The organism is Rhodococcus sp. 14-1411-2a (assembly GCF_002259485.1).
In the GTDB taxonomy this organism is placed as follows: Bacteria; Actinomycetota; Actinomycetes; order Mycobacteriales; family Mycobacteriaceae; genus Rhodococcoides.
On sequence record NZ_NPGA01000020.1, the window covers coordinates 281,461 to 306,856 of the forward strand.

Below are 25,396 nucleotides of genomic sequence, written 5' to 3' on the forward strand. Positions count from 1 at the left end.
GCTCACTGCCCCGGCGTACCGATCGCCGATCCGTCACCCGACGGCTCCTGCAACGACGGTGCCGGCTGACCGTACTGACCGTACTGACCGCCCTGTGGTTGCTGAGGTCCGGGCTGCTGCTGAGGTCCGGGCTGCTGCGACGGAGGCATCTGGCCCTGCGCGGGAAACTGCCCCGGAGCGGGAAACTGGCCGGGATGCTGACCCTGGCTCGGGTAGGGGCCCTGTGGCTGACGTCCGTCGAAGTGCGGGGCGTCCGGACCGGCTCCGTTGCCCTGCGGCACCGGTACCGCCTGCGGTGACACCTGCGGCAACCCGACGGTCTGCAGCACCCGGGAGATGACCGTCTCCGGGGTCACCTCGTCGGCCAGAGCGTCGTAGGACAACACGAGACGGTGCCGGAGCACATCGGGGATGACCTCGAGAACGTCCTGGGGAACGACGTAGTCGCGACCACGGAGCAGAGCCAGTGCGCGGGAGGCGGCGATGATGCCGAGCGTCGCACGCGGCGATGCACCGTAGGCGATCCAGCTGGCCACGTCGTCCATGCCGAACTGCTCGGGAGTTCGAGTAGCAGAGATGACCCGGACCACGTAGTCGACGAGCGCATGGTGCACGAACACCGAGCTGGCCAGATTCTGCAGGCGAACCAATTCGACCGGGTCCAGGATCTGCTTGGGCTCGGGAGCCTTGATTCCCATGCGGTAGACGATCTCGCGCTCCTCCTCGACCGTCGGGTAGTCGACGACGATCTTGAACAGGAATCGGTCTCGCTGCGCTTCGGGAAGCGGGTACACACCTTCGTTCTCGATGGGGTTCTGCGTTGCCATCACCAGGAACGGATCCGGCATCGGGAACGTCTTGCCGCCGATGGTCACGTGTCGTTCTGCCATGACCTCGAGCAGAGCGGACTGAACCTTGGCCGGTGCACGGTTGATCTCGTCGGCCAGCACGAAGTTGGCCACGACGGGTCCGAGTTCGGTGTCGAACTCCTCACGACCCTGACGGTAGATTCGAGTGCCGACGAGGTCGGTGGGAACCAGGTCGGGTGTGAACTGAACTCGCGAGAACGAGCCACCGACCACACGTGCGAACGTCTCGACGGCAAGAGTCTTCGCGACGCCGGGAACACCCTCGAGCAACACGTGTCCGCGGGCGAGCAACCCCACCAGAATGCGCTCGACCAGCCGATCCTGACCGACGATCACGCGCTTGACCTCGTACACGGCTTTCTCGAGAAGCTGGACGTCCTCGGCCAAGGCCGGACTGTCCACCCGCTTCGGCTCCACACCCGGTGGATTCGACGTCTCGGACTCGACTCGCGTCGACCCCTCGTCGTTCGAAATCCGGCCGTCACGTGATGTCACCAAGAATTCACCGCTTTCAGTCGATCGTCGTCGGGCACGTTTCATACCGCCGCAATCAACTATTCCAGGTGTTCGGCACGCGCGCCGAAAGGCACCCCCGACGCGCGCGCCGGATCCGGGCTCAGGACACCATGCGCACGGCGTACGGCGTCATTCCGCTGTATCGCACGTCGGACACCTTGACCACCGAACCCGACTGCGGAGCTTCGAGCATCTTGCCGTCGCCGAGGTAGAGCGCGACGTGTTGGCTGGCGTTGGGTCCGTAGAAGATCATGTCGCCCCGCTTCATCTCCGAGGACGGCACCTGCTTGCCCGCTGTGTACTGGTAACCGGTGTAGTGCGGCAGCGAGATCCCCAGGCCCGCGAAGGCGTAGATCATCAGCCCCGAGCAATCGAAGCCGACCTTGTTGTAGTCGCCGTAGCTGTCCGCTACTCCGCCGTCCCTGATGCCCTTGGTCGGTCCGTTCTCGTCGCCGCCACCCCACGAGTACGGCACGCCGAGTTGACTCATGCCGCGGTCGATCGCCAATTCGACGGCTGCGCTTCCGGTCACCGACGGGGTCGTGGACGTCTTCGGTTTGGCGGGCGTCTTCGGCGTGGTGGGAGTGCTCGGCGTGGTCGGGGTGGTCGCGGTGGAACTGTCCGAGTCGGTCGATGAGCTCGAATCCTCGTCCACGTCCACGTGTGAGCGCTGGCCCTCGGCGATGGCCGCCGCGCGCTGTTGCGCCGCCAGGTTGGCCGATACTCGCGCCGCTGCCTGCACGGCAGCTTCCTTCGCTGCGGCCGTGGCGGCGGCGATGGCCGCGTCCTCGGCCGCCTTCTGCGCCTCCCAGGTGCCATACGCCGCTCGCTGATCCTGCAGACCGGCGACGTTGCTGCGGGCGGCATCGAGTTCGGCCTGCGCCGAGTCACGCTGCGATTCGATCGTGGCCTTCCGGTCGGCCTCTGCCTGCAGCGCTGCCTGCGCCTCTGCGATGGCCTGCTCGGCCTCGGCCTTCTTGGCCTCGGCCTCCGACGCGGCCGCGTCGGCCTGCTGCTTGGATTCACGGGCCGCCGAATCGCGGTTCGCCTGCTCGGTACGGGCCCGCTGCAACCCGTCGAGTACCGCGTTCTGGCTGTTGGAGAGCACCTTGAGGACCTGGGCCCGGTCCAGCACATCGTCCGGTCCGCTGGATCCGAGGAACGACGCCATCGAGGCAACCCCGGAGCCCTGGGTGTAGCTGGATTTGGCGAACTCGTCGAACTTCTTCTGGGCTGCCTGGATCTGGGTGCCCGCATCGGCGAGAGCCTGCTGCGCGGCACCGACGACGGCCGCAGCGACATCGGCCGCGTCACGCGCATTCTGCAGATCGACAAGGGCCTTGTTGACGCCTTCTCGCTTCGACGCAACCTCGTCGTCGAGTTGGGCGAGTTGCTGGTTGGCCGACGCGATCGCGTCGATCAGCTGGCCCACCTGGCCGAGGCTCGAATCGACGGCGCTGCCTGCGGCGGCGAGGTCGGTGTCCGAGGGGTTGGGCGGTGGCGGAGGTACCGCGGCGGCAACCCCGGGAAGGGTCGCCGTCAACGCGAGAACGAGGCCTGCGCCCACCAGCACGAATCGGGTACGGACGAGTGCACGGCGGTGAGTTCCGCGGACTTGACGTCGGCTCACAAATGTCTCCCTCGGGTCCGGCACTCACTCGGGTTCGCGTCGAACCGTCGTGCCGTCGAGGTGCTCTCCGTCCTCCACCCCGATCGCAGGTGACGGTGAGCGTTCTCGCCGGGCAGGAAAGAAACACGCAGCGATACGACAGGTGCGAACCACGTCAGTCACACCCGAAGCAGTGGCCTCCCGAGTTCCCCACGGATGACAACCGCCTTCTGCGACACTCCTTCCCCAGCAGTGCCAATGGCACCGTACGACACTTTGCACCCTGAGGAAACTCCAGTCACAAATGACACATTGGTAATTCCACCAGGCACAACGCCGTGAACTCGGGGTTTACCGGAAACAATTTTTCCGACTTTTTCGGACGACCTCACGGTCACGATCGCGACCGGGTCCGACAGTGCGGGTGTCGGTCACTCGAACGACACGCGCAGGAGAGTGCTCAGTCGCTGACGGGCTCGCTGTGAGCGTGATCCTTCGACTCCGAACGAGAGCGGTATCTGCGGACCTTGACGGCAGCGGTCAGGGTCGCGACCGCGGCGACGACGATGACCAGGCCGCCGGTGAGCAGGCCCCACGGCGTCTGGTCCTCGACGAGGGTGTCGACGAAGTTGTCCGCGGCGACGACGTGGTTGCCGGTATAGGTACGGTCCTGGCCTGCTTCGAGGGTCACCCGACTGATCGAGTCGCTGAACGTGCCCACCTGACCGGGACTGAGCACGAGAACCGTGCCGCCCTCGCGCGCTCCGACAGCGGTCGCGAGGTCTCGAAGTTGCGAGTCGTGGCGAGGTTCGGTCGGCACGATCACGATGCTCAGGTCGATGCCATGGTCCTCGGCGCGCGCGACGGCCGCAGACAACCCGGCTTCTTCGTCGGCGGGGGCACTGACACCGGACTCGCGGACCGTGGCGACGATGCTGTCGACGTCCAGACCTGCCGGTATGTCGGTGGCAAGTGGGGAAACGGCGTGAATCGGCTCAGGCATCTCTCGTCCAGTCGGTAGGAACCAGTCGGGTCGAACCCTACGTCACCGCCGCGCCCGTACCTGGTAGGCCCGCAGGTCCGACGCAACTACTGAGGTCGCCCTTCATTGCGCAGCCGGGAGCACTACGTGAGGATCGGTCTCGCGACACCCACCGAGAACCGGACCGCAGGTTTTCACAGGACAAGCGTACTGTTAGACTTCCATCGAGACACCGACTGTGCGTCCGCCTCGAACTCTCGTTACCGAGATTCGAGGCCGAGGCCCGCAGTGGGAGCCTCGCTTCAACCGTCGACACAGCCCCGTCGGCGGTGTGCCTCATAGACGAGTGGAGCTGAAGTGACCGCAAGTAAAGATTCATTCGGTGCAAAGGGCACCCTCGAAGTCGGCGAGAACTCGTACGAGATCTTCCGACTGTCGGCTTTGCCCGGTGCCGAGAAGTTGCCCTACGCACTGAAGGTCCTCGCGGAGAACCTCCTTCGCACCGAGGACGGTGCGAACATCACCGCCGACCACATTCGTTCGATTGCCTCGTGGGATCCGTCCGCAGAGCCGAGCTTCGAAATCCAGTTCACCCCTGCACGCGTCATCATGCAGGACTTCACCGGTGTTCCGTGCATCGTCGACCTCGCCACCATGCGTGAAGCCGTCACCACCCTGGGCGGTGACCCCAACAAGGTCAACCCCCTCTCCCCTGCCGACATGGTCATCGACCACTCGGTCATCCTCGACGTCTTCGGCCGCGCCGATGCTCTCGAGCGCAACGTCGACCTCGAGTACGAGCGCAACGGTGAGCGCTACCAGTTCCTGCGTTGGGGACAGGGCGCATTCGACGACTTCAAGGTCGTCCCCCCTGGCATGGGCATCGTGCACCAGGTCAACATCGAGTACCTCGCACCGACGATCATGACCCGCAAGGGCCAGGCCTACCCCGACACCTGCGTCGGCACCGACTCGCACACCACGATGGTCAACGGCCTCGGCGTGTTGGGCTGGGGCGTCGGCGGCATCGAAGCAGAGGCGGCCATGCTCGGCCAGCCCGTCTCGATGCTCATCCCCCGCGTCGTCGGCTTCAAGCTCTCCGGTGAGATCCAGCCCGGCGTCACCGCGACCGACGTGGTGCTGACCGCAACCGAGATGCTGCGCAAGCACGGCGTCGTCGGCAAGTTCGTGGAGTTCTACGGCGAAGGCGTGGCCGAGGTTCCGCTGGCGAACCGCGCCACCCTGGGAAACATGAGCCCCGAGTTCGGTTCCACCGCAGCGATCTTCCCGATCGACGAGGAAACCATCAACTACCTGCGCCTGACCGGCCGCAGCGACGAGCAGCTCGCTCTCGTCGAGGCGTACGCCAAGGAACAGGGCATGTGGCACGACCCGAAGAACGAGGCCGTGTACTCCGAGTACATCGAACTCGACCTCAACACGGTCGTTCCGTCCATCGCAGGCCCGAAGCGCCCGCAGGACCGAATCCTGTTGTCCGAGTCCAAGGTTGCGTTCCGCAAGGACATCCACAACTACGTCGAGGAGAACCACCCCAAGCACGAGGGTGACAGCAAGCTCGACGAGGCCCTCGACGAATCGTTCCCGGCCAGCGACTCCGCGTCGCTGAGCTTCGCCGAAGAGGATTCCGTCGACGTTCGTTCTGCCGCATACGGTTCCGAGGGTCGTCCGAGCAAGCCGGTTCGCGTCACCACCGACGAGGCAGGCGAATTCGTGCTCGATCACGGTGCCGTCGTGGTCGCGGGCATCACCTCCTGCACCAACACCTCGAACCCGTCGGTCATGCTCGGCGCGGCACTGCTCGCCCGCAACGCCGTCGAGAAGGGCCTGTCCACCAAGCCCTGGGTCAAGACCAACATGGCACCCGGCTCGCAGGTCGTCACCGACTACTACGAGAAGGCCGGCCTCTGGCCGTACCTCGAGAAGCTCGGCTACTACCTCGGCGGTTACGGCTGCACCACGTGCATCGGCAACACCGGTCCCTTGCTCGAGCCGATCTCGAAGGCGATCAACGACAACGACCTCTCGGTCACCGCTGTGCTGTCGGGTAACCGCAACTTCGAGGGCCGCATCTCCCCCGACGTCAAGATGAACTACCTGGCCTCACCGCCGCTGGTCATCGCCTACGGCCTCGCGGGCACGATGGACTTCGACTTCGAGACCGACGCCCTCGGCGAGGATCACGAGGGCAACCCGGTGTTCCTGAAGGACATCTGGCCGTCCACGCAGGAGATCGAAGAGACCATCCAGTCCTCGATCAGCCGGGACATGTTCACCAAGTCCTACGACACCATCTTCGCCGGCGACAGCCGCTGGCAGAACCTCTCCACCCCCGAGGGCGACACGTTCGAGTGGGATCCCAACTCCACGTACGTGCGCAAGCCTCCGTACTTCGACGGCATGACGATGGATCCGGCTCCGGTCGAGGACATCAAGGGTGCACGCGTGCTGGCCCTGCTCGGCGATTCGGTCACCACCGACCACATCAGCCCGGCAGGCCCCATCAAGGCAGGCACGCCTGCCGCGCAGTACCTCGATTCGCACGGTGTCGAGCGCAAGGACTACAACTCGCTCGGTTCGCGTCGTGGAAACCACGAGGTCATGATTCGCGGAACGTTCGCGAACATTCGCCTGAAGAACCAGCTCCTCGACGACGTCTCGGGCGGCTACACCCGTGACTTCACGCAGGACGGTGGACCGCAGTCCTTCATCTACGACGCGTCGCAGAACTACCAGAAGGCCGGCATCCCGCTGGTCGTGCTGGGCGGCAAGGAGTACGGCAGCGGCTCCTCGCGCGACTGGGCGGCCAAGGGCACCTCGCTCCTCGGAGTCAAGGCCGTCATCACCGAATCGTTCGAGCGCATCCACCGCTCCAACCTCATCGGCATGGGCGTCGTTCCCCTGCAGTTCCCGGCCGGTGAGAGCGCAGCGTCGCTCAAGCTGGACGGCACCGAGACGTTCGACATCGTCGGCGTCGCGAAGCTGAACGAAGGCACCACCCCGAAGACGATGACCGTCATCGCCACCAAGGAAGACGGCTCCAAGGTCGAATTCGAGGCCGTGGTTCGCATCGACACCCCGGGTGAAGCGGACTACTACCGCAACGGCGGCATCCTGCAGTACGTGCTGCGCAACATGATCAGAGGCTGAGTGCGCGTCGTCTGACGTATGCCTCGAACGGCGATGGGCCCGGAACCGACAACGTGTTTCCGGGCCCATCGCCGTATCGGTCGAGGCCCTCATCGAAAGTAGGAAACCCACACGTGCCCAAGGTCAGCGAAGACCACCTGGCCGCCCGTCGAAGTGAAATCCTCGACGGCGCGCGCAAGTGCTTCGGCGAGTTCGGTTACGAGGGCGCGACGGTACGGCGCCTGGAAGAGGCCACCGGCCTGTCGCGCGGAGCCATCTTCCATCACTTCAAGGACAAGGACGGTCTCTTCCTCGCGCTGGCGCAGGAAGATGCCCGACGCATGGCAGAGGTCGCGTCCACCCAGGGTCTGGTGCAGGTCATGCGAGACATGCTGGCGCAACCCGAACAATTCGAGTGGCTCGGAACGCGGCTCGAGATCACCCGACGACTACGCACGGACGCGGACTTCCGGAGCAGCTGGGCCGAACGGTCTGCAGAGCTGACCGACGCGACGCTGGGGCGACTCGAGCGTCAGAAGACCGCAGGAAGACTGCGCGACGACATTCCCAACGACGTCCTCGCCGACTACCTGGATCTCGTGCTGGACGGCCTGGTGGCGCGCATCGCGTCGGGCCACGGTAGGTCCAACCTCTCGGCGATCCTGGACCTGGTCGAGGAATCGGTTCGCAGGCAAGACCGATCGGAATGACCCTGGCGAGCGGGTCAGGCCAGCTGGATCAGTTCCAGGTACTCCTGCGACCAGTGGTCCTCGGTACCGTCGGGAAGCAGAATCACCCGCTCGGGTGAGAGTGCTTCGGCGGCACCGGGATCGTGCGTGACCAGCACGACGGCACCCTTGTAGCTGCGGAGCGCGTCGAGGACCTGCTCGCGTGAGATCGGGTCGAGGTTGTTGGTCGGTTCGTCGAGCAGCAGCACGTTCGCCGCCGAAGAGACCAAGCCCGCAAGTGCCAGGCGGGTCTTCTCACCGCCCGACAGTGTCCCTGCAGGCTGGTCGAGCTGGGGGCCGGTGAACATGAAGGCTCCCAGGAGCGACCGCAGTTCCTGCTCGCCGGTGTCCGGTGCCGCGTGCCGGATGTTCTCCCAGACCGACGCGTGGTCGTCGAGGGTGTCGTGTTCCTGTGCGAAGTATCCGACGCGCATGCCGTGGCCGGGTTCGATCTCACCGGTGTCGGCCTTCTCGGTTCCGGCGAGGATCCGCAGCAGCGTCGTCTTGCCTGCACCGTTGAGCCCGAGCACCACAACGCGGCTGCCTCGGTCGATGGCCAGGTCGACGCCCGCGAAAATTTCCAGCGATCCGTACATCTTGGTGAGGTTCTTCGCCATCAGCGGCGTCTTGCCGCACGGTGCGGGCTCGGGGAAACGGATGTGCGCCACCTTGTCGGACACCCGCTCGGCGTCGAGGTTGGCGAGCAGCTTGTCCGCGCGCTTTGCCATGTTCTGTGCCGCAACGGCTTTCGTCGCCTTGGCCCCCATCTTGGCGGCCTGCACTCGCAGTGCGCCGGCCTTCTTCTCCGCGTTGGCGCGCTCACGGCGGCGACGTTGCTCGTCCGTGGCGCGGGCGTCGAGGTACTTCTTCCAGTTCATGTTGTAGATGTCGGCTTCGCCGCGCACTGCGTCGAGGAACCACACCCGGTTCACCACGTCTCCGAGCAGTTCGACATCGTGACTGATCACGATGAGTCCGCCCTCGTGGCTCTGCAGGAATCCGCGCAACCAGGTGATGGAATCGGCGTCGAGGTGGTTGGTGGGCTCGTCGAGCAGCAATGTGGTGTTCGAGCGTCCGCCACTGCCGTCGGACGCGGCGAACAGAATTCGAGCCAGTTCGACGCGTCGGCGCTGGCCACCGGAGAGAGTCCGCAGCGGTTGACCGAGGATGCGGTCCGCCAAGCCGAGGCTGTTGCAGATGCGCGCTGCCTCGCTCTCGGCCTCGTAGCCGCCGAGGGATGCGAACCGCTCTTCGAGTTCGCCGTACTTGCGCACGGCCTTGTCGAGCAGCGCCTCGTCTGCGACCTCGGCCATCAGGGCCTGCTGCTTCTCCATGCTGTGCAGGAGGGTGTCCAGGCCCCGGGCCGAGAGCACTCGATCCTTGGCCAGCACGTCGAGGTCGCCCTCTTTGGGATCCTGCGGAAGGTAGCCGAGCTCTCCGGTACGCACGACCTCGCCCGCGTACGGCTCTCCCTCACCTGCCAGGATGCGCAGCGTGGTGGTCTTGCCTGCACCGTTGCGGCCCACCAACCCGATGCGGTCGCCTGCCTGTACGCGGAGCGCGGGCCCCTCGGTGGACAGAAGGGTCCGCACACCGGCACGAACTTCCAGGTCGGTGGCGGTGATCACGCGTGCGCTCCTAGCGATTGCCGAACAAGACCGTTGCCCGTCGACCGACGGGCGAACTCAGGTGTGCCGTCGAACGGCACAGCAAACCCCCATTTTAGCTCAGCATTCACGTGCCCTCACCCAGGAACGACGGTGACACCGGTAACGTCTGATCGATGACCGACGCCCCCGAAACCGTCAGCCCGTCCAGCGCGCCGATCCCCGACCTCGCCGGGCGCACCGCACTCGTCACCGGCGGCAGCCGAGGCATCGGCAAGGCCATCGCCGCGGAACTGCTCGCTCGCGGCGCGAACGTCGCCATCACCGCCCGCAAGCGCGAACCACTCGTTGCGGCGGCAGCAGAGCTCGGCGATTCCGTGCTCGCGATCGACGGCAACGCAGGCGACCCGGAGCACCGACGCACCGCGGTGGCGCGCACGGTGGAGACCTTCGGTTCGCTGGACATCCTGGTCAACAACACCGGTATCAATCCCGTCTACGGTTCGCTGATGGATGCCGACCTGGCGGGCGTGAGCAAGATCTTCGACACGAACGTGGTGGGGACTCTCGGCTTCGTCCAGCAGGCCTTCCATGCCTGGATGGGCGAGCACGGCGGCGCGGTCGTCAACATCGCGAGCGTGGCCGGCATCCGCTCGACCGGGGTGATCGCCGCGTACGGCGCATCCAAGGCCGCTCTGATCCGCCTCACCGAGGAGCTCGCCTGGCAGCTCGGTCCGAAAATTCGCGTCAATGCCGTGGCACCGGGCGTGGTGAAGACCAAATTCGCCGAGGCCCTCGTCGCCAACGGAGAAGACGCGGCGGCGGCCGGCTACCCGATGAAGCGTCTGGGAAACCCGGAGGACGTGGCTGCGTTGGTGGCCTTCCTGGTCTCGGACGCCTCCTCCTGGATCACCGGCGCGACCGTGCGCGTGGACGGTGGTTTGCTCGCCACCGGCGGAATGTGAACGATTTCTCGGCCGACGTCGCGGTCGTCGGACTCGGTCCAGCCGGACGGGCGGTCGCCCATCGATGTGCCGAAGCCGGACTCGATGTGATCGCAGTCGATCCACACCCGTCGCGCACGTGGACACCGACGTACTCCGCCTGGGCCGACGAGTTGCCGTCGTGGTTGCCCGAGACCGCGGTCGCCTCGACTGCACGCAAACCCGCGGTGTGGACCGATCACCAGCGGATCATCGACAGGACGTACTGCGTGCTGGACACTCCTGCACTGCAAGCGGCCTTGTCTGTCGACCTGGTGCGGGTGCTGGCCGCGACGGCTGTCGACGTCACCGGTTCGCGGGTGACGACCGCCGACGGCTCGATCGTCGATGCCCGTCACGTCGTCGACGCCCGTGGCACACTCGATTCGCGCGACCTCGCCCAGCAGACCGCCTACGGGATCGTCGTCGAACGCGACCGCGCCGAACCGATCCTCGAAGGGGCCGACGCGTGGTTCATGGACTGGCGCACCGACAACGGGGCTCGGCACGGTGAAGCCCCGAGTTTTCTGTACGCCGTGGCACTCGACGACGATCGAATCCTGCTCGAAGAGACCTGCTTGGTGGGCCGACCCCCGCTGGAACTCGCAGTTCTTCGGTCGCGGCTGCACCACCGTCTGACCCATCGCAACCTGGAACCGACCGGCAAGGAGGATGTCGAACGAGTCCGCTTCTCGGTCGAACCGCCGCCTCGGTCCCGACTGCACACCGGGCGAGGCGGTCCGGTGCTGTTCGGGTCTCGCTCGAATCTGATGCATCCCGCCACTGGGTACAGCGTCGCGGCGTCGCTGGCGTCGGCGGATCACCTCGTCGAGCGTTTCCGAGGTGGCGGTCGGTCGCGCGCGAACCGCCCGGTGCACGTCTGGACGGTCCAGAAACTTCGTAACCTCGGACTGCGCACGGCACTGGCTCTCGAACCCGAGATGGTCCCCCAGTTCTTCACCAGCTTCTTCTCGCTCCCGGTCGAACTGCAGCGCTCGTACCTATCGGGCCACGACGACGCATTCGGGACGATGACCGCGATGCTGAAGATGTTTCCGACGCTTCCGGCGTCGGCCAGGCTCGCGATCGCGCGCACGATCGCGCGCTCGCCGGGCCGTGGCTGAGTTTCTCGCCAACGGTCGACACACGGGCACCCGGTCGGCGATCATGGACAGATGCGCAGCATTTGGAAGGGCTCGATCGCCTTCGGACTGGTCAATGTTCCGGTGAAGGTCTACTCGGCCACCGAGCAGCACGACATTCGGTTCCATCAGGTGCATGCGAAGGACGGCGGTCGCATCAAGTACGACCGGATCTGTCAGGAATGCGGCAAGTCGGTGCAGTTCGCCGATATAGACAAGGCCTACGACTCCCCCGACGGTGAACGCGTCATTCTCACGGACGACGACTTCGACAAGCTGCCTGCGGCGGAGAAACACGAGATTCCGGTTCTCGAATTCGTGCCGACCGAGCAGATCGATCCGATCCTGTACGACAAGAGCTACTTCCTCGAGCCGGACTCTGCCTCACCGAAGGCCTATGTGCTGCTGCGCGAGACTCTCGAAGAAACAGAGCGCACCGCGTTGGTGCATTTCACTCTGCGACAGAAGACCCGCCTGGCCGCACTGCGTGTGCGCGACGACGTCCTGGTGATCCAGACACTGCTGTGGCCGGACGAAGTCAGGGCGGCTGAATTTCCTTCGCTCGAGGACGCGCCGTCCGCGCGCCCGCAGGAAGTGAAGATGGCGACGTCCCTCGTGGAAAGCATGTCCTCGGAATTCGATCCGACCGAGTACACGGACGACTATCAGACCGAACTGCGCAAGCTGATCGACGAGACGCTCGCCAACGGCGGTGAGAAGGTCATCCACACCGAAACGGAAAAAGACGACGACGGCGAGGACGCCGAGGTCGTCGATCTCGTGGCGGCCTTGCAGCGGAGCGTCGAGGCGGCCGGCAAGAACGCGAAGTCCGGGTCGGCCACATCGGCTCCGGCGAAGAAGGCACCCGCCAAGAAGGCAGCTGCGAAGAAGGCTCCGGCCAAGAAGGCGGCTGCGAAGAAGGCCTCGGCCAAGTCCGCCGACTCGAAAGCCGACGAAGCGAAGGGTGCGTGAGGGGGCCGATTCGGCCGTGCGTCAGACGGTGAAGCCGAGGGCCCTGAGCTGCTCGCGACCGTCGTCGGTGATCTTGTCCGGGCCCCATGGCGGCATCCAGACCCAGTTGATCTTGAGATCGGCGGCCAGTCCGCTGCGCACGAGCGCGCCGCGCGCCTGATCCTCGATGACGTCCGTCAACGGGCATGCCGCCGAGGTGAGCGTCATGTCGACGGTGACGATGTCGTCGGCGTCGATCTTGATGTCGTACACCAGTCCCAGATCGACGACATTGATTCCGAGCTCGGGATCGACGACGTCGCGCATCGCTTCTTCTAGGTCCTCGAGCACCTTGATCTCGTCGGCGGTCAGTTCCACCGGCGTGGTCTCGGCTGTCACTGCCTGCGTCGTCTCTGTTGCTTCGGTCATGATTGCTGTCCTCCGGAAAGTGCCGACCGGGCGGTCTCGCCCGTCGTGGCTGTCGAATCTGCGTCCACTACTTGAACAACCGCGTCCTTGAAAGCCATCCATCCCAGCAGAGCGCACTTCACGCGAGCCGGATACTTGGCCACACCGGCGAACGCAATGCCATCGCCGATGACGTCCTCGTCACCCTCGACGGTACCTCTGCTGCCGACCATGTCGCTGAACGCGTCGACCGTCTTCAGCGCGTCGGCCACGCTCAGGCCGACGACCTGATCGGTGAGAACGGACGTCGCTGCCTGACTGATCGAGCAACCCTGGCCGTCGTACGAGACGTCTGCAACGGCGCCATCCTCGATCTGAACACGCAGGGTGACCTCGTCGCCGCAGGTGGGGTTGACGTGATGTACCTCCGCGCCGAAGGGCTCACGCAGTCCACGGCCGTGCGGGTGTTTGTAGTGATCGAGGATCACTTCCTGATACATCTGTTCCATCCGCATCTAGAGCTGCCCTCCCCCGCCGTGGTCGTCGGAGCGAGCGGTTCCGAAGAACGTTTGCGCGCGGCGAATCGCCTGTGCGAGAACCTGCACTTCCTCGACCGTGTTGTACAGCGCGAACGAGGCGCGCGCTGTCGCAGCCACACCGAACCGTCGGTGCAGCGGCCACGCGCAGTGATGCCCGACGCGAATGGCGACGCCCTCGTCGTCCAGGATCTGTCCGAGGTCGTGGGCGTGAATGCCGTCGACCACGAACGACACTGCCGAACCGCGGTCGACGTTCTCGGTCGGGCCGATCACGCGAACACCGTCGATTTTGACGAACTCGGCGAGAGTTGCTGCGACCAAGGCCTTTTCGTGCGCGGCGATGACATCGATGCCGATGTTCTCCAGGTACCGCACAGCGGCACCGAGTCCGACGACCTGCGAGGTCATGGGAACCCCGGCCTCGAATCGTTGCGGAGGCGCGGCGTACGTCGTCTTCTCCATGGTGACGGTCTCGATCATCGAACCGCCGGTGATGAACGGAGGCATCGCCGCGAGGAGTGCAGCCTTGCCGTACAGCACGCCCACTCCCGAAGGACCGAGCATCTTGTGACCCGAGAACGCGGCGTAGTCGACATCGAGCGCGTGAAAATCGACCTTCATGTGTGGCACCGACTGGCATGCGTCGAGAACGACGAGCGCACCGACCGCCCTGGCCCGACGCACCAACTCCTCGACCGGGGCCACCGCGCCGGTCACGTTGGATTGATGTGTGAAGGTGAGAACCTTGACGGCGGAAGACAATTCGAGCGAGTCGAGATCGATGCGTCCGTCGTCGGTCACGCCGTACCAGCGCAGCGTTGCACCGGTTCGAGCCGCAAGCTCTTGCCACGGAACGAGATTGGCGTGGTGCTCGAGTTCGGTGACGACGATCTCGTCGCCGGGACCGAGGTGACGATCGAATCGTTGATCGGCAAGCACGTACGTCACGAGGTTGAGCGACTCGGTCGCGTTCTTGGTGAACACGATCTCGTCGACATCCGCCCCGACGAACGACGCGATGGCCGCGCGCGCACCCTCGTAGGCGTCGGTGGCCTCTTCGGCCAACTGATGCGCCCCGCGATGCACAGCGGCGTTGCACGTGGTCAGGAACTCACGCTCGGCGTCGAGTACCTGCACGGGCCGCTGCGAAGTGGCACCGGAATCGAGGTACACCAACGGCTTCCCGTCGCGGACGGTGCGCGAGAGGATGGGGAAATCGCGGCGAACCGTGGCGACATCGAACGATGTCGCCACCGCCGCAGCTGCGGGTGCAGCCATACTCATGCTCCGGTGGTCGCGGCCTGCGCGTAACCGGCGTATCCATTGGCTTCGAGCTCGTCGGCCAGCTCTGCACCGCCGGACTTCACGATTTCGCCGTTGACGAAGACGTGGACGAAGTCGGGTTTGATGTAGCGCAGGATGCGGGTGTAGTGCGTGATCAGCAGCACTCCGCCGTCTTCACGCTCCTTGTACTTGTTGACGCCCTCGGACACCACGCGCAGAGCATCGACGTCGAGGCCGGAGTCGGTCTCGTCGAGGATGGCGATCTTCGGCTTGAGCAGTCCCAGCTGGAGAATCTCGTGACGCTTCTTCTCGCCGCCGGAGAAGCCCTCGTTGACGTTGCGCTCGAGGAAATTGGCCTCGATCTCCAATTCGCTCATGGCGGTCTTGGCTTCCTTGACCCAGTGCCGAAGCTTGGGGGCCTCACCGCGCACGGCGGTGGCGGCGGTACGCAGGAAGTTCGACATCGAGACGCCGGGCACCTCCACCGGGTACTGCATCGCCAGGAACAGGCCGGCACGGGCGCGCTCGTCGACACTCATCTCGAGCACGTCTTCACCGTCGAGGGTGATGGTGCCGGAGGTCACCGTGTATTTGGGGTGGCCCGCGATGGCGTAGGACAGCGTGGACTTGCCGGAACCGTTGGGCCCCATGATCGCGTGCGTCTCACCGGACTTCACGGTGAGGTCGACACCCTTGAGGATGTTGATGGGCTCCGCGGTCGAGTCGGAGTTGGCGACGCTGACGTGCAGATCGCGGATTTCGAGTGTGGACATCACAGTTCCTTTGTGCAGTCGAGAAAGGTTCGGGTGAGACCTACGCGCCGGCGACGGCGAGTTCGGTCTCGATGGCGGCGTCGAGACGCTCGCGTACGGCGGGGACCGGAATCTTGTCGATGATCTCGTGGAAGAAGCCCCGGACGACGAGTCGACGAGCAACCTCCTCCGAGATGCCACGAGCGCGCAGGTAGAACAGCTGCTCGTCGTCGAACCGGCCGGTGGCGCTGGCGTGGCCTGCTCCGACGATCTCCCCGGTCTCGATCTCGAGGTTCGGCACCGAGTCGGCGCGAGCGCCGTCGGTCAGGACCAGGTTCCGGTTGAGCTCGTAGGTCTCGGTGCCCTCGGCCTCGGCTCGGATCAGAACATCTCCGATCCACACGGTGTGCGCGTCGACCGTTCCGGGTCCGGTTTCGCCCTGCAGCGCGCCCTTGTACATCACGTTGGACTTGCAGTGCGGTGCCGAGTGGTCGACGAGCAGTCGCTGCTCGAGGTGCTGGCCTGCGTCGGCGAAATACACACCGAGCATGTTCGCGTCGCCGCCGGGTGCGCTGTAGCGCACGGTCGGGCTGATGCGCACCAGGTCGCCGCCGAGACTGACGTTGTAGTGCCGCAGCACGGCGTCGCGTCCGAGCATCGCGTGGTGTGCTGCGACGTGCACGGCGTCGGACTGCCAGTCCTGGATCAGTACGACGTGCAACTGCGAGCTGTCGCCGAGAACGAACTCGACGTTCTCGGCGTACGTTCCGCTACCTCGCTGGTCGATCACGACGGTGGCGCGAGCGAACGTGCCGAGCCTGATCTGCACGTGGCCGTAGGCGACGTGGTCGACACCGGGACCGTCGACGGTGATCTCGATCGGATCGGCCACCTCGACCTCGTTCGGCACGGAGACGATCGTGGCCTCGGTGAACGCCGAGAATGCCTGAGCGGCAATACGATCGGCAGGAACACCGGCCTTGCCCAGCCGCTCGTCGTCGCGGCCCACGGTCTCCACGACCACCGATTCCGGTGCACCGACGGTGACCTGAGCGGCCCCGTCGGCGACAGCGGAACCGTCGTGCAGGCCGCGCAGCCGACGCAGCGGCGTGAAACGCCACAGCTCGTCACGGCCGGACGGGATCTCGAACGCATTGACGTCGTAGGACGTGAACTGAGCGCCCTTGTTCTCGACGAGCTTCGACTTGTCTTCCTTGGCCGACTCTGGATTCTCGGATGCCACGGCACCCATGACTCCGGTGAGGGGGTTGTTCACTTATCCGACCGACCCTTCCATCTGCAGCTCGATGAGCCGGTTGAGCTCGAGCGCGTATTCCATCGGCAGTTCGCGAGCGATCGGCTCGACGAAGCCACGCACGACCATTGCCATGGCCTCGTCCTCGGTCATGCCACGGCTCATCAGGTAGAACAACTGATCGTCGCTGACCTTCGAGACGGTGGCCTCGTGGCCCATCGACACGTCGTCCTCGCGGATGTCGACGTACGGGTACGTGTCGGAACGACTGATCGTGTCGACGAGCAACGCGTCGCACTTGACCGTCGAACGCGAACCGTGCGCACCCTTGTTGATCTGGATCAGACCGCGGTACGACGTCCGGCCACCGCCGCGAGCGACGGACTTGCTGACGATGTTCGAGGACGTGTGCGGTGCCAGGTGCAACATCTTCGAGCCGGTGTCCTGGTGCTGATCCGGGCCTGCGAACGCGACCGAGAGAACCTCACCCTTGGCGTACTCACCGGTCATCCAGACAGCGGGGTACTTCATGGTGACCTTGGAGCCGATGTTGCCGTCGACCCACTCCATCGTTGCGCCTGCCTCGGCCTTGGCACGCTTGGTGACGAGGTTGTAGACGTTGTTCGACCAGTTCTGGATGGTCGTGTAGCGGCAACGACCACCCTTCTTGACGATGATCTCGACCACGGCGGAGTGCAGCGAATCCGACTTGTAGATCGGCGCGGTGCAACCCTCGACGTAATGCACGTATGCACCCTCGTCGACGATGATCAGCGTGCGCTCGAACTGGCCCATGTTCTCGGTGTTGATCCGGAAGTAGGCCTGCAGCGGGATGTCCACATGGACGCCCGGCGGGATGTAGATGAAGGATCCACCGGACCACACCGCGGTGTTCAGTGCGGAGAACTTGTTGTCGCCCGCGGGGATGACGGTGCCGAAGTACTCGCGGAACAGCTCCGGCTGCTCCTTGAGGGCGGTGTCGGTGTCGAGGAACAACACTCCCTGAGCCTCGAGGTCCTCACGGATCGAGTGGTAGACCACCTCGGACTCGTACTGGGCAGCGACACCGGAGACGAGGCGCTGCTTCTCCGCCTCGGGGATGCCGAGCTTGTCGTACGTGTTCTTGATGTCTTCCGGCAGGTCTTCCCACGTGGCAGCCTGCTTCTCGCTGGACCGCACGAAGTACTTGATGTTGTCGAAGTCGATGCCGTCGAGGTTGGAACCCCAGTTCGGCATCGGCTTGCGCTCGAACGTCTTGAGCGCCTTGAGGCGCGCCTCGAGCATCCACTCGGGCTCGCTCTTCTTCTGCGAGATGTCCCGGACGACGGCCTCGGAAAGACCGCGCTTGGCACTTTCACCGGCTACGTCCGAGTCGGCCCAGCCGTATCCGTAGGTGCCGAGCGAGGCGATGGTCTCGTCCTGGGTCAGCGGCGCGGTGGGTGTCACCTGGTCTGGTGTGACGGTCATGCGGGCTCCTTCCGGAGGCGTGGGCGTTCTCCGACGCGGGGCTGCGCGTCGGGAGTCTTCTTGTCGGAACTATCGGTGTTCGAGTACCGCGTCGGTGACAGCGGTACGTGCGTCGTGCATGCGCAATTGCCGTTGGCGATGGTCGCCAAACGCTGCACGTGCGTGCCGAGGATCTCGGCGAACGCGGTCTGCTCGGCCTCGCACAACTCCGGAAACTCGGAGGCGACGTGCGACACCGGGCAGTGGTGCTGGCAGATCTGCACACCGTTGCCCACCTGACGGGTGGTGGCAGAAAAGCCCGCCGCGCTGAACGCGTCGGCGATTCGGTCGGCAGCGTCCTCCACGGCATGCGCATCGGAACCCGTGGCCGGCTCCACGTCGGCCACGATGGTGTTGACGCGTTGCCGCGCGAATGTCTCGATGGCCGCATCCCCGCCGATCTTGCGTAACTGCCGCATGGCGGCACCGGCAAGATCGTCGTAGGTGTGGCCGAGACGGTTACGTCCGGCTGCAGTGAGCTGGAAGTGCTTGGCCGGTCGGCCGCGGCCCCGTTGCCGCGCACCTGCGGGGGTGGTGATGCGGGCCTCGCCCGCGTCGATGAGTGCGTCCAGGTGACGTCGGACACCCGCCGCGCTCAACCCCAGTCGAGTGCCGATGTCCGAGGCGGTGATGGGGCCTTCCTCGAGCAGCAGCGTGACCACAGCGCTCCGCGTCTGCCCCTCGGGCGCCGACGTGGGTCGCACCGACGAAACGCCTGCGCCGGAGGCCGACGACTCGACACTTCCCGGACGCACGAGCGAGCTCTCGGTTGTTTTCACAACACCAGTGTGACGGAATTGCTGTACTCGGTCCAGCAAGGGTGCCCTATGCGGGCTGCTCACCCAGCGCGGCGGCCGATGCGCATGTCATCGGGTGGAGCACGGTGCAGGTGGTGAGCGAGTGCCCCGCTACGCTCCCACTGTGCCATCGACCGACAGTGAGCCCAGTTTCGAGAGCTCACCTTCTGCGGGCGGTCCCGGGTCTCCCCCGGTGTCCGGCACATCGAAGTCCACGCCGACTGCATTCGTCCACAGGTTCGTCGTGGCCCCGGCACGTCGAGTCATCGGCCTCGAGCCCACGCCTCCGGGCGGGGTGGTCGCCACCCTGCACGGAGACGAGCAGGAGACACCGGGGCTGAATCCGGCGGAGACGAACCAGCTCAGGAACATCCGCCGTTTCGGTGCCGCGGGCGCACTGCTGATGGCGATCGGAGCACTCGGCGCAGGCGCGCAGCCGGTGCTGCAGAACCCGATCGCAGGCGTCCGACTTCTGAGCCTGCCGTCCCGGATGGCGACCACCGCACTGACCGTCACGATGACCGGAACCGTCATCGTGGTGCTCGCGTGGTTGCTGCTGGGAAGATTCGCGTTGGGACGCTTGCGATCGGGAGCGACCCCGCGGCGACTCACCCGCTCCCAGATGGACCGCACGTTGCTGCTGTGGATCCTGCCGTTGTGCGTGGCACCGCCGATGTTCTCGCGCGACGTCTACTCGTACCTGGCTCAGAGCGAGATCACCGCACGCGGACTCGACCCGTACGAGGTCGGTCCGGTCGATGCACTCGGGGCCGACAACGTACTGACCCGAACTGTTCCCAACATCTGGCGGGAGACCCCGGCACCCTACGGCCCACTGTTCCTGTGGATGGGGCGTGGCATCACGTACCTGACCGGCGAGAACATCGTCGCCGGCATCTTTCTGCATCGTCTGCTCGCACTGGCGGGCGTGGCGTTGATCGTCTGGTCGCTGCCCCGCCTCGCCCGACGCTGCGGGGTTGCGTCGGTGACGGCACTGTGGCTCGGTGCCGCGAACCCGTTGCTGCTGTTCCACCTGGTCGCCGGTATCCACAACGAGGCCCTGATGATCGGGCTCATGCTGGCCGGTACCGAACTGGCGCTTCGCGCGATCGAGCGCTCGGGTCCCCTCCGCAGCACCGATATTGCATTCCTCGTCGGCGGAGCAGGCCTGATCGCGCTGTCGTCTGCGATCAAGATTCCCTCGCTCATCGCACTCGGTTTCGTGGGGATGGCCCTGTCGAGGCGGTGGGGCGGGACCCTCAGATCCGTGGTGTACGCGGCAATCCTGCTCGGCTCGATCGCCGTCGCGGTCCAAGTCGCGGTGAGCCTGGGCAGTGGGCTCGGCTTCGGCTGGATCAACACTCTGGGGACCGCCGGCGTGGTGCGCAGCTGGATGTCGATTCCCACGATTCTCGGGCTGGGCACCGGATTCGTCGGTGTACTCCTCGGCCTCGGCGACCACACCACCGCCGTGTTGGGTCTCACTCGCCCGATCGCTGCCGTCGTCGCGGGAATCATCGTCGTCCGCATGCTGATCGCCGTTCTGCGCGGCCGGCTACATCCGGTCGGCGCACTCGGCGTCGCGCTCGGTGCCGTCGTCCTGTTGTTCCCCGTGGTCCAACCCTGGTACCTGCTGTGGGCGGTGATTCCGCTGGCGGCATGGGCCACCACTTCCTCGTTCCGGCGTCCGGCCATCGCCTTCTCGTCGTTGGTGAGTGTGATCCTGATGCCGAACGGCAGTGAGTATCAGCCGTTCCAGATCGTGCAGGCCGCAGTCATGACCATCCTGACGATCGCAGTGCTCTACCTGTTCACGCGAAACCGGATGCCGTGGCCCACCCGCACCGGACCACCGGCACGCGACCGCAGCGCAGACGAATACGCTGAGTCCTCGTGATCTCCGGGACGTCCGACGCGACGCAACCTGTCGTACAGCTGACCGACGTACGCAAGTCGTACGACGGTGTCAGTGCCGTCGACGGATTGAGCCTGAACATCGGCCCCGGCGAGGTTCTCGCACTGCTGGGCCCCAACGGTGCCGGAAAGACCACCACCGTCGAGATGTGCGAAGGATTCGTCGTCCCCGACGGCGGCTCGGTCCGAGTCCTCGGACTCGACCCCGTCGCGCAGTCGGCGCAGCTGCGGCCACGCATCGGCGTCATGCTCCAGGGCGGAGGTGCATACCCCGGTTCCAAAGCCGGCGAGATGCTCCAACTCGTCGCCTCGTACTCCGCCGACCCCCTCGATCCGGCATGGCTCCTCGACTGCCTCGGCCTCACCTCGGCCGTCCGCACCCCGTACCGGCGGCTCTCCGGTGGGCAGCAGCAGCGGCTCGCCCTGGCGTGCGCCATCGTCGGACGGCCCGAACTGGTGTTCCTGGACGAACCGACCGCCGGGCTCGACGCCCAGGCCCGGCTGCTCGTGTGGGAGCTGATCGACGCCCTGCGCCGCGACGGAGTCGGCGTTCTGCTCACGACACATCTGATGGACGAGGCCGAGCAGCTCGCAGACCGGCTGACGATCATCGACAACGGCCGCGTCGTCGCCTCGGGCACCCCCTCGGAGCTGACCAAGCAGGGTGCCGAGGGCCAGCTACGCTTCACCGCACCCCCTGGGCTCGAACTCTCCATGCTCGACGCGGCTCTTCCCCCGGGGTACGTACCGTCGGAACCGACGCCCGGTTCCTATGTGGTCGCCGGTGTGATCGAGCCGCAGATCCTGGTGATCGTCACGTCCTGGTGTGCACAGCAGGACGTGTTGGCGACCGAACTGCAGGTCGACCAGCGCCGGCTCGAGGACGTGTTCCTCGAACTGACCGGCAGAGAATTGAGGAAGTGACCGTGCGCAGAGAAGCTCGGCTCGCCGACAACCGATTCGAGACAGGTCTGTTCGCGCCTCGCCCGCAGCCCGCGTCGGCTGCACGTATGTTGCTCGCGCAGACCCGCCTCGAGCTGAAGTTGTTGCTGCGCAACGGTGAACAGTTGCTGCTGACGATGTTCATCCCGATCACGTTGCTGATCGGCTTGACCCTGCTGCCCTTCGGCGAGCTCGGCGTCGACCGAGTTGCCCGAGTGGTCCCGGCCGTGATGATGGTGGCCATCATGTCGACGGCGTTCACCGGTCAGGCGATCGCCGTCGGCTTCGATCGCCGCTACGGCGCTCTCAAGCGGCTCGGGGCGACACCACTTCCGCGGTGGGGCATCATCGGCGGCAAATCCGCCGCCGTGGTGATCGTGGTGATCCTGCAGTCGATTCTGCTCGGCTCGATCGGAGTCGCTCTCGGATGGCGCCCGAGCGCGACGGGGCTGTTGCTCGGTGCCGTCATCATCGCTCTGGGAACCGTCACCTTCGCGTCCATGGGGTTGCTGCTGGGCGGCACCCTGCGCGCCGAGATCGTGCTGGCGCTGGCGAACATCGCCTGGTTCGTGATGCTGGGCGTCGGAAGCGCTGTGTTCGTCGACGACCAGATCCCCAAGGGACTGCAGAACGTGGCACGCATCGTTCCGTCCGGCGCACTGGGCGAGGCACTGAGCAGGGGTGTGGCGTCGTCGTTCGACGTGTTCGGTGTGGTCGTACTGCTGGTGTGGGCTGCGGTGTGCAGCACGCTCGCCGTCCGCACGTTCAAGTTCACCTGAGTCACGCTCGCTACCCAACGACGCTGTGTAGTTGATCGGCGTTTACCATCGTGGAGTGCCTTACCTCCCACGGAAGCTCTATGGCGTATTCCTGCGCGTCGTCGATCTCCTGCCACTGCCGTCGCTTCGTGTGCAGCGAATTCTGGCTTTCATCGCGATCCTGACGCAGGGCGGCATCGCCGTCACCGGTGCAGTCGTTCGCGTCACCGGATCCGGTCTCGGCTGCCCCACGTGGCCGCAGTGCTTCCCCGGTAGTTTCACTCCCGTCGGAGTGTCCGAGGTGCCGATTCTGCATCAGGCCGTGGAGTTCGGTAACCGCCTGCTCACATTCGTGGTCGTTCTCGCGGCCGCCGCTGTCGTCATCGCCGTCACCAGGGCGCGGCGTCGTCGCGGAGTGCTGTTCTTCGCGTGGCTGATGCCACTCGGTACCGTCGTGCAGGCCGTGATCGGTGGATTCACCGTGCTGACCGGACTGCTGTGGTGGACCGTCGCCGTTCACCTCGTCGTCTCGATGGCGATGGTGTGGCTGGCCACGCTGCTGTACGCCAAGGTGGGCGAGAGCGATGCGGCATCGGAGTCGACGCCGACGGTGCCCGGTGCTCTGCGAGCGCTGACGGGACTGTCCGGGATCGCTCTGGCGGGCGTGCTGATCGCGGGCACCATGGTGACCGGAGCAGGTCCGCACGCAGGCGACAAGAGCATCGAGGAACCGGTACCGCGCCTCGGTATCGAGATCGTGACGCTGGTGCACGCGCACTCGCAGTTCCTGGTCGGCTACCTGGGGCTGCTCGTCGGACTGGCCTTCGCCCTGTATGCCGTTCGTGCGCCCAAGACGGTCACGTTTCGACTCAATGTCCTGATCGTTCTGGTGTTGGCACAGTCTCTGATCGGATTGGTCCAGTACTTCACCGGGGTTCCAGCCGTACTCGTCGCCTTCCATGTGGCCGGTGCGGGCGCGTGTACCGCCGCCACCGCTGCCGTCTGGGCGGCCTGCCGAACTCGCGGCCCGGCCGCGACCGACAAGATCGAGACCGCCGAGGACGTCGCAGTTCACTCGTGACGATCGATCGATCTTCGAACAGGGTGGAGGGGCAGCCGACCTCCCCCTCAGATGGCCGACTGCCCCTCCACTGATTTCGACGCACCGGGTGCCCAGATGGTTCCCGCCGAATCGAACAAGTTTTGCGACTTTTCTCCGCTCAGACGATCGCCTGGTTGCGCGCCTTCGGGAACTTCTTCTGATGGGCTACCCACCCGGCCATCTTCTCGTGGTGTCCGGGTGCCGGATTGACCGAACTGGTCAACTCGCGGTCCCATTCGGCCTCGGTCAACTGGTCGAGACCGTCGACGATCGCGCGGGCGATGGCGGTCGTCGCCACCACCTGGTCCCCCAGAACTCCGTCGGCACCGACCATGGTGAGCCGAGTCCCGGCGCGACCGACCGGCTGAATCACCACGTTGGCAGAGTTGCCGTGGTCGGCGAGGAAGCTCTTCACCGCCGCGAGCGTTCCCTTGGGAACGTCGTTCGACTCGTTCTTCTCGATGCCCGCACTGTCGATTTCGGTAGCCATGCCGACACGATACCGAGGCCGTTCGCAGTCCCCGCATCGACCCGTCCAGTCGTTACTGATCGGTAACTTCGCCCGCGTGCGTACATCGAGCGGATCGATGCCACCGGGTGCGACGCGCCGGTGTAGAACGGACTTCATGCGTGCCATTCGAATAGACAACACCGGCGGACCCGAGGTCATGAACGTCGTCGATGTTCCGATACCGACGCCAGGACCTGCTCAACTCCTGGTCAGGACGGACGCCATCGGCATCAACTACATCGATACGTACTTTCGGCGCGGCCTGTATCCGCGCGCACTCCCCTACGTTCCCGGCGACGAGGGGTCCGGAGTGATCGATCAGGTCGGGGCGGACGTCACGGACTTTGCTCCGGGAGCTCGCGTCGCCTGGGCCGCAGCACCCGGCAGCTACGCCGAATACGTCCTGGTGGACGCTTCCTCGGCCATCGCGGTTCCCGACGGTGTTCCTGCCGATCAGGCCGCCTCGGCGCTGCTCCAGGGCATGACTGCGCATTACCTGATCGAGTCCACCTATCCCGCCCAGCGGGGCGACACAGTGCTGGTACATGCAGGCGCAGGTGGCGTCGGACTGTTGTTGACGCAGATGGCGGTGGCGAAGGGCGTGAACGTGATCACCACGGTCTCCACGGATGCCAAGGCCGAGCGGTCGACGCAGGCCGGTGCCGCCCACGTGTTGCGCTACGAGGACGACATCGCCGCCCGCGTGCGTGAGATCACCGCTGGTGAGGGTGTCCATGCGGTGTACGACGGCGTGGGTGCCGACACGTTCGAGGCAAGTCTTGCGTCGCTTCGGATCAGAGGGACTCTGGCTCTGTTCGGTGCCGCGAGCGGTCCCGTCCCGCCCATGGATCCGCAGCGCCTGAACGGCGCGGGCTCCCTGTTCCTGACCCGGCCCACGCTCGCACATCACATCCGAAACCGGGCCGAACTGGAGTGGCGCGCCGGAGATGTGTTCGCAGCGATGGCCAGCGGCGCTCTGACGGTCGAGATCGGTGCGCAGTACGCGCTGGAGGATGCTGCTCGGGCCCACATCGATTTGGAGTCACGCAAGACGATGGGGTCCATCGTGCTGGTTCCCTGACGCCGACTGTGCC

22 protein-coding genes are annotated in these 25,396 nt (G+C 65.5%); 10 read left to right on the top strand and 12 right to left on the bottom strand.

The window, feature by feature from the left end; genetic code table 11:
• Positions 1–2: 2 nt before the first annotated feature.
• From CH291_RS22275 to CH291_RS22285, 3 genes are all read right to left on the bottom strand, one after another.
• Positions 3–1,409: an AAA family ATPase gene (locus CH291_RS22275; RefSeq protein ID WP_373455151.1), complete on the bottom strand. Its 1,407-nt coding sequence runs from the start codon at positions 1,407–1,409 to the stop codon at positions 3–5.
• Between the two features lie 76 nt (positions 1,410–1,485).
• A complete protein-coding gene (locus CH291_RS22280) occupies positions 1,486–3,015 on the bottom strand; it encodes an NlpC/P60 family protein (protein WP_094641855.1) in 1,530 nt (509 codons plus the stop codon).
• Between the two features lie 439 nt (positions 3,016–3,454).
• Positions 3,455–3,997: an Rv1476 family membrane protein gene (locus tag CH291_RS22285; RefSeq protein ID WP_068050500.1), complete on the bottom strand. Its 543-nt coding sequence runs from the start codon at positions 3,995–3,997 to the stop codon at positions 3,455–3,457.
• Positions 3,998–4,333: 336 nt separating this feature from the next.
• Between CH291_RS22285 and CH291_RS22290 the strand changes: the two genes are divergently transcribed.
• Together CH291_RS22290 and CH291_RS22295 are read left to right on the top strand one after the other, a co-directional pair.
• The gene (locus CH291_RS22290; RefSeq protein WP_068050501.1) at positions 4,334–7,144 is read left to right on the top strand and encodes an aconitate hydratase; all 2,811 of its coding nucleotides are present in this window, start codon (positions 4,334–4,336) and stop codon (positions 7,142–7,144) included.
• Between the two features lie 113 nt (positions 7,145–7,257).
• On the top strand, positions 7,258–7,833 hold the full coding sequence (locus CH291_RS22295; RefSeq protein WP_068282405.1) for a TetR/AcrR family transcriptional regulator: 576 nt from the start codon (positions 7,258–7,260) through the stop codon (positions 7,831–7,833).
• Between the two features lie 14 nt (positions 7,834–7,847).
• Here the strand turns inward: CH291_RS22295 and CH291_RS22300 are convergent, their stop codons facing one another.
• Complete coding sequence (locus CH291_RS22300; RefSeq protein ID WP_068050503.1) at positions 7,848–9,479, bottom strand: ABC-F family ATP-binding cassette domain-containing protein; 1,632 nt, start codon at positions 9,477–9,479, stop codon at positions 7,848–7,850.
• 155 nt (positions 9,480–9,634) lie between these two features.
• Here CH291_RS22300 and CH291_RS22305 point away from each other — a divergent pair, with 155 nt between their 5' ends.
• Genes CH291_RS22305 through ku form a run of 3 tightly spaced genes read left to right on the top strand, consistent with a single transcriptional unit; the run spans position 9,635 to position 12,555 of the window.
• The gene (locus CH291_RS22305; RefSeq protein ID WP_094688686.1) at positions 9,635–10,423 is read left to right on the top strand and encodes an SDR family oxidoreductase; all 789 of its coding nucleotides are present in this window, start codon (positions 9,635–9,637) and stop codon (positions 10,421–10,423) included.
• A complete protein-coding gene (locus tag CH291_RS22310; RefSeq protein WP_094641857.1) occupies positions 10,420–11,565 on the top strand; it encodes a lycopene cyclase family protein in 1,146 nt (381 codons plus the stop codon). The genes CH291_RS22305 and CH291_RS22310 overlap by 4 nt, the downstream gene beginning before the upstream one ends.
• 51 nt (positions 11,566–11,616) lie before the next feature.
• Positions 11,617–12,555 (top strand): non-homologous end joining protein Ku, encoded by a 939-nt coding sequence (ku, locus tag CH291_RS22315; RefSeq protein WP_068050506.1) that lies wholly within the window; start codon positions 11,617–11,619, stop codon positions 12,553–12,555.
• A gap of 21 nt (positions 12,556–12,576) precedes the next feature.
• Here ku and CH291_RS22320 read toward each other — a convergent pair whose 3' ends face one another.
• Genes CH291_RS22320 through CH291_RS22350 form a run of 7 tightly spaced genes read right to left on the bottom strand, consistent with a single transcriptional unit; the run spans position 12,577 to position 18,982 of the window.
• A complete protein-coding gene (locus CH291_RS22320) occupies positions 12,577–12,963 on the bottom strand; it encodes a metal-sulfur cluster assembly factor (protein WP_068050507.1) in 387 nt (128 codons plus the stop codon).
• Positions 12,960–13,457: a Fe-S cluster assembly sulfur transfer protein SufU gene (sufU, locus tag CH291_RS22325; RefSeq protein ID WP_094641859.1), complete on the bottom strand. Its 498-nt coding sequence runs from the start codon at positions 13,455–13,457 to the stop codon at positions 12,960–12,962. Before sufU ends, CH291_RS22320 begins: the two co-directional genes overlap by 4 nt.
• Positions 13,458–14,759, bottom strand: coding sequence for a cysteine desulfurase (locus CH291_RS22330; RefSeq protein WP_094688687.1), 1,302 nt, complete (start codon positions 14,757–14,759; stop codon positions 13,458–13,460). It abuts the gene before it with no gap.
• Between the two features lie 2 nt (positions 14,760–14,761).
• Complete coding sequence (sufC, locus tag CH291_RS22335; RefSeq protein WP_094641863.1) at positions 14,762–15,538, bottom strand: Fe-S cluster assembly ATPase SufC; 777 nt, start codon at positions 15,536–15,538, stop codon at positions 14,762–14,764.
• A gap of 40 nt (positions 15,539–15,578) precedes the next feature.
• Positions 15,579–16,769, bottom strand: coding sequence for a Fe-S cluster assembly protein SufD (gene sufD / locus CH291_RS22340; RefSeq protein WP_094688888.1), 1,191 nt, complete (start codon positions 16,767–16,769; stop codon positions 15,579–15,581).
• 24 nt (positions 16,770–16,793) lie between these two features.
• Positions 16,794–18,239: a Fe-S cluster assembly protein SufB gene (sufB, locus tag CH291_RS22345; RefSeq protein ID WP_032377835.1), complete on the bottom strand. Its 1,446-nt coding sequence runs from the start codon at positions 18,237–18,239 to the stop codon at positions 16,794–16,796.
• Positions 18,236–18,982: a helix-turn-helix transcriptional regulator gene (locus CH291_RS22350; RefSeq protein ID WP_317810418.1), complete on the bottom strand. Its 747-nt coding sequence runs from the start codon at positions 18,980–18,982 to the stop codon at positions 18,236–18,238. Before CH291_RS22350 ends, sufB begins: the two co-directional genes overlap by 4 nt.
• 286 nt (positions 18,983–19,268) lie before the next feature.
• Here CH291_RS22350 and mptB point away from each other — a divergent pair, with 286 nt between their 5' ends.
• The 4 genes from mptB to CH291_RS22370 are packed head-to-tail and all read left to right on the top strand — an operon-like array spanning position 19,269 to position 23,770.
• Complete coding sequence (gene mptB, locus CH291_RS22355) at positions 19,269–20,972, top strand: polyprenol phosphomannose-dependent alpha 1,6 mannosyltransferase MptB (RefSeq protein WP_373455160.1); 1,704 nt, start codon at positions 19,269–19,271, stop codon at positions 20,970–20,972.
• Entirely contained in the window at positions 20,969–21,913 is a 945-nt protein-coding gene (locus tag CH291_RS22360) for an ABC transporter ATP-binding protein (protein ID WP_176460513.1), read from the top strand. Before mptB ends, CH291_RS22360 begins: the two co-directional genes overlap by 4 nt.
• A 2-nt stretch (positions 21,914–21,915) precedes the next feature.
• On the top strand, positions 21,916–22,710 hold the full coding sequence (locus CH291_RS22365; RefSeq protein WP_373455161.1) for an ABC transporter permease: 795 nt from the start codon (positions 21,916–21,918) through the stop codon (positions 22,708–22,710).
• A 55-nt stretch (positions 22,711–22,765) separates the two neighbouring features.
• Positions 22,766–23,770 (top strand): COX15/CtaA family protein, encoded by a 1,005-nt coding sequence (locus CH291_RS22370; protein WP_094670228.1) that lies wholly within the window; start codon positions 22,766–22,768, stop codon positions 23,768–23,770.
• A 139-nt stretch (positions 23,771–23,909) separates the two neighbouring features.
• On the opposite strand, the gene CH291_RS22375 is transcribed toward CH291_RS22370, so the two are convergent.
• Positions 23,910–24,281 carry a hypothetical protein gene (locus tag CH291_RS22375; protein ID WP_068050522.1) on the bottom strand — a complete coding sequence of 124 codons (372 nt, stop codon included), beginning with the start codon at positions 24,279–24,281 and terminating at the stop codon, positions 23,910–23,912.
• 136 nt (positions 24,282–24,417) lie between these two features.
• Between CH291_RS22375 and CH291_RS22380 the strand changes: the two genes are divergently transcribed.
• Positions 24,418–25,383 carry a quinone oxidoreductase family protein gene (locus tag CH291_RS22380; RefSeq protein ID WP_094688690.1) on the top strand — a complete coding sequence of 322 codons (966 nt, stop codon included), beginning with the start codon at positions 24,418–24,420 and terminating at the stop codon, positions 25,381–25,383.
• Positions 25,384–25,396 lie beyond the last annotated feature (13 nt).

Excerpts from the sequence above, each read along its gene's own strand:
- sufC (WP_094641863.1), bottom strand. The coding sequence starts at position 15,538 with ATGTCCACACTCGAAATCCGCGATCTGCACGTCAGCGTCGCCAACTCC.
- sufD (WP_094688888.1), bottom strand. The coding sequence starts at position 16,769 with ATGGGTGCCGTGGCATCCGAGAATCCAGAGTCGGCCAAGGAAGACAAG.
- sufU (WP_094641859.1), bottom strand. The coding sequence starts at position 13,457 with ATGCGGATGGAACAGATGTATCAGGAAGTGATCCTCGATCACTACAAA.
- ku (WP_068050506.1), top strand. The coding sequence starts at position 11,617 with ATGCGCAGCATTTGGAAGGGCTCGATCGCCTTCGGACTGGTCAATGTT.
- CH291_RS22285 (WP_068050500.1), bottom strand. The coding sequence starts at position 3,997 with ATGCCTGAGCCGATTCACGCCGTTTCCCCACTTGCCACCGACATACCG.
- CH291_RS22305 (WP_094688686.1), top strand. The coding sequence starts at position 9,635 with ATGACCGACGCCCCCGAAACCGTCAGCCCGTCCAGCGCGCCGATCCCC.
- CH291_RS22320 (WP_068050507.1), bottom strand. The coding sequence starts at position 12,963 with ATGACCGAAGCAACAGAGACGACGCAGGCAGTGACAGCCGAGACCACG.
- CH291_RS22275 (WP_373455151.1), bottom strand. The coding sequence starts at position 1,409 with ATGAAACGTGCCCGACGACGATCGACTGAAAGCGGTGAATTCTTGGTG.
- sufB (WP_032377835.1), bottom strand. The coding sequence starts at position 18,239 with ATGACCGTCACACCAGACCAGGTGACACCCACCGCGCCGCTGACCCAG.
- CH291_RS22380 (WP_094688690.1), top strand. The coding sequence starts at position 24,418 with ATGCGTGCCATTCGAATAGACAACACCGGCGGACCCGAGGTCATGAAC.
- CH291_RS22330 (WP_094688687.1), bottom strand. The coding sequence starts at position 14,759 with ATGGCTGCACCCGCAGCTGCGGCGGTGGCGACATCGTTCGATGTCGCC.
- CH291_RS22375 (WP_068050522.1), bottom strand. The coding sequence starts at position 24,281 with ATGGCTACCGAAATCGACAGTGCGGGCATCGAGAAGAACGAGTCGAAC.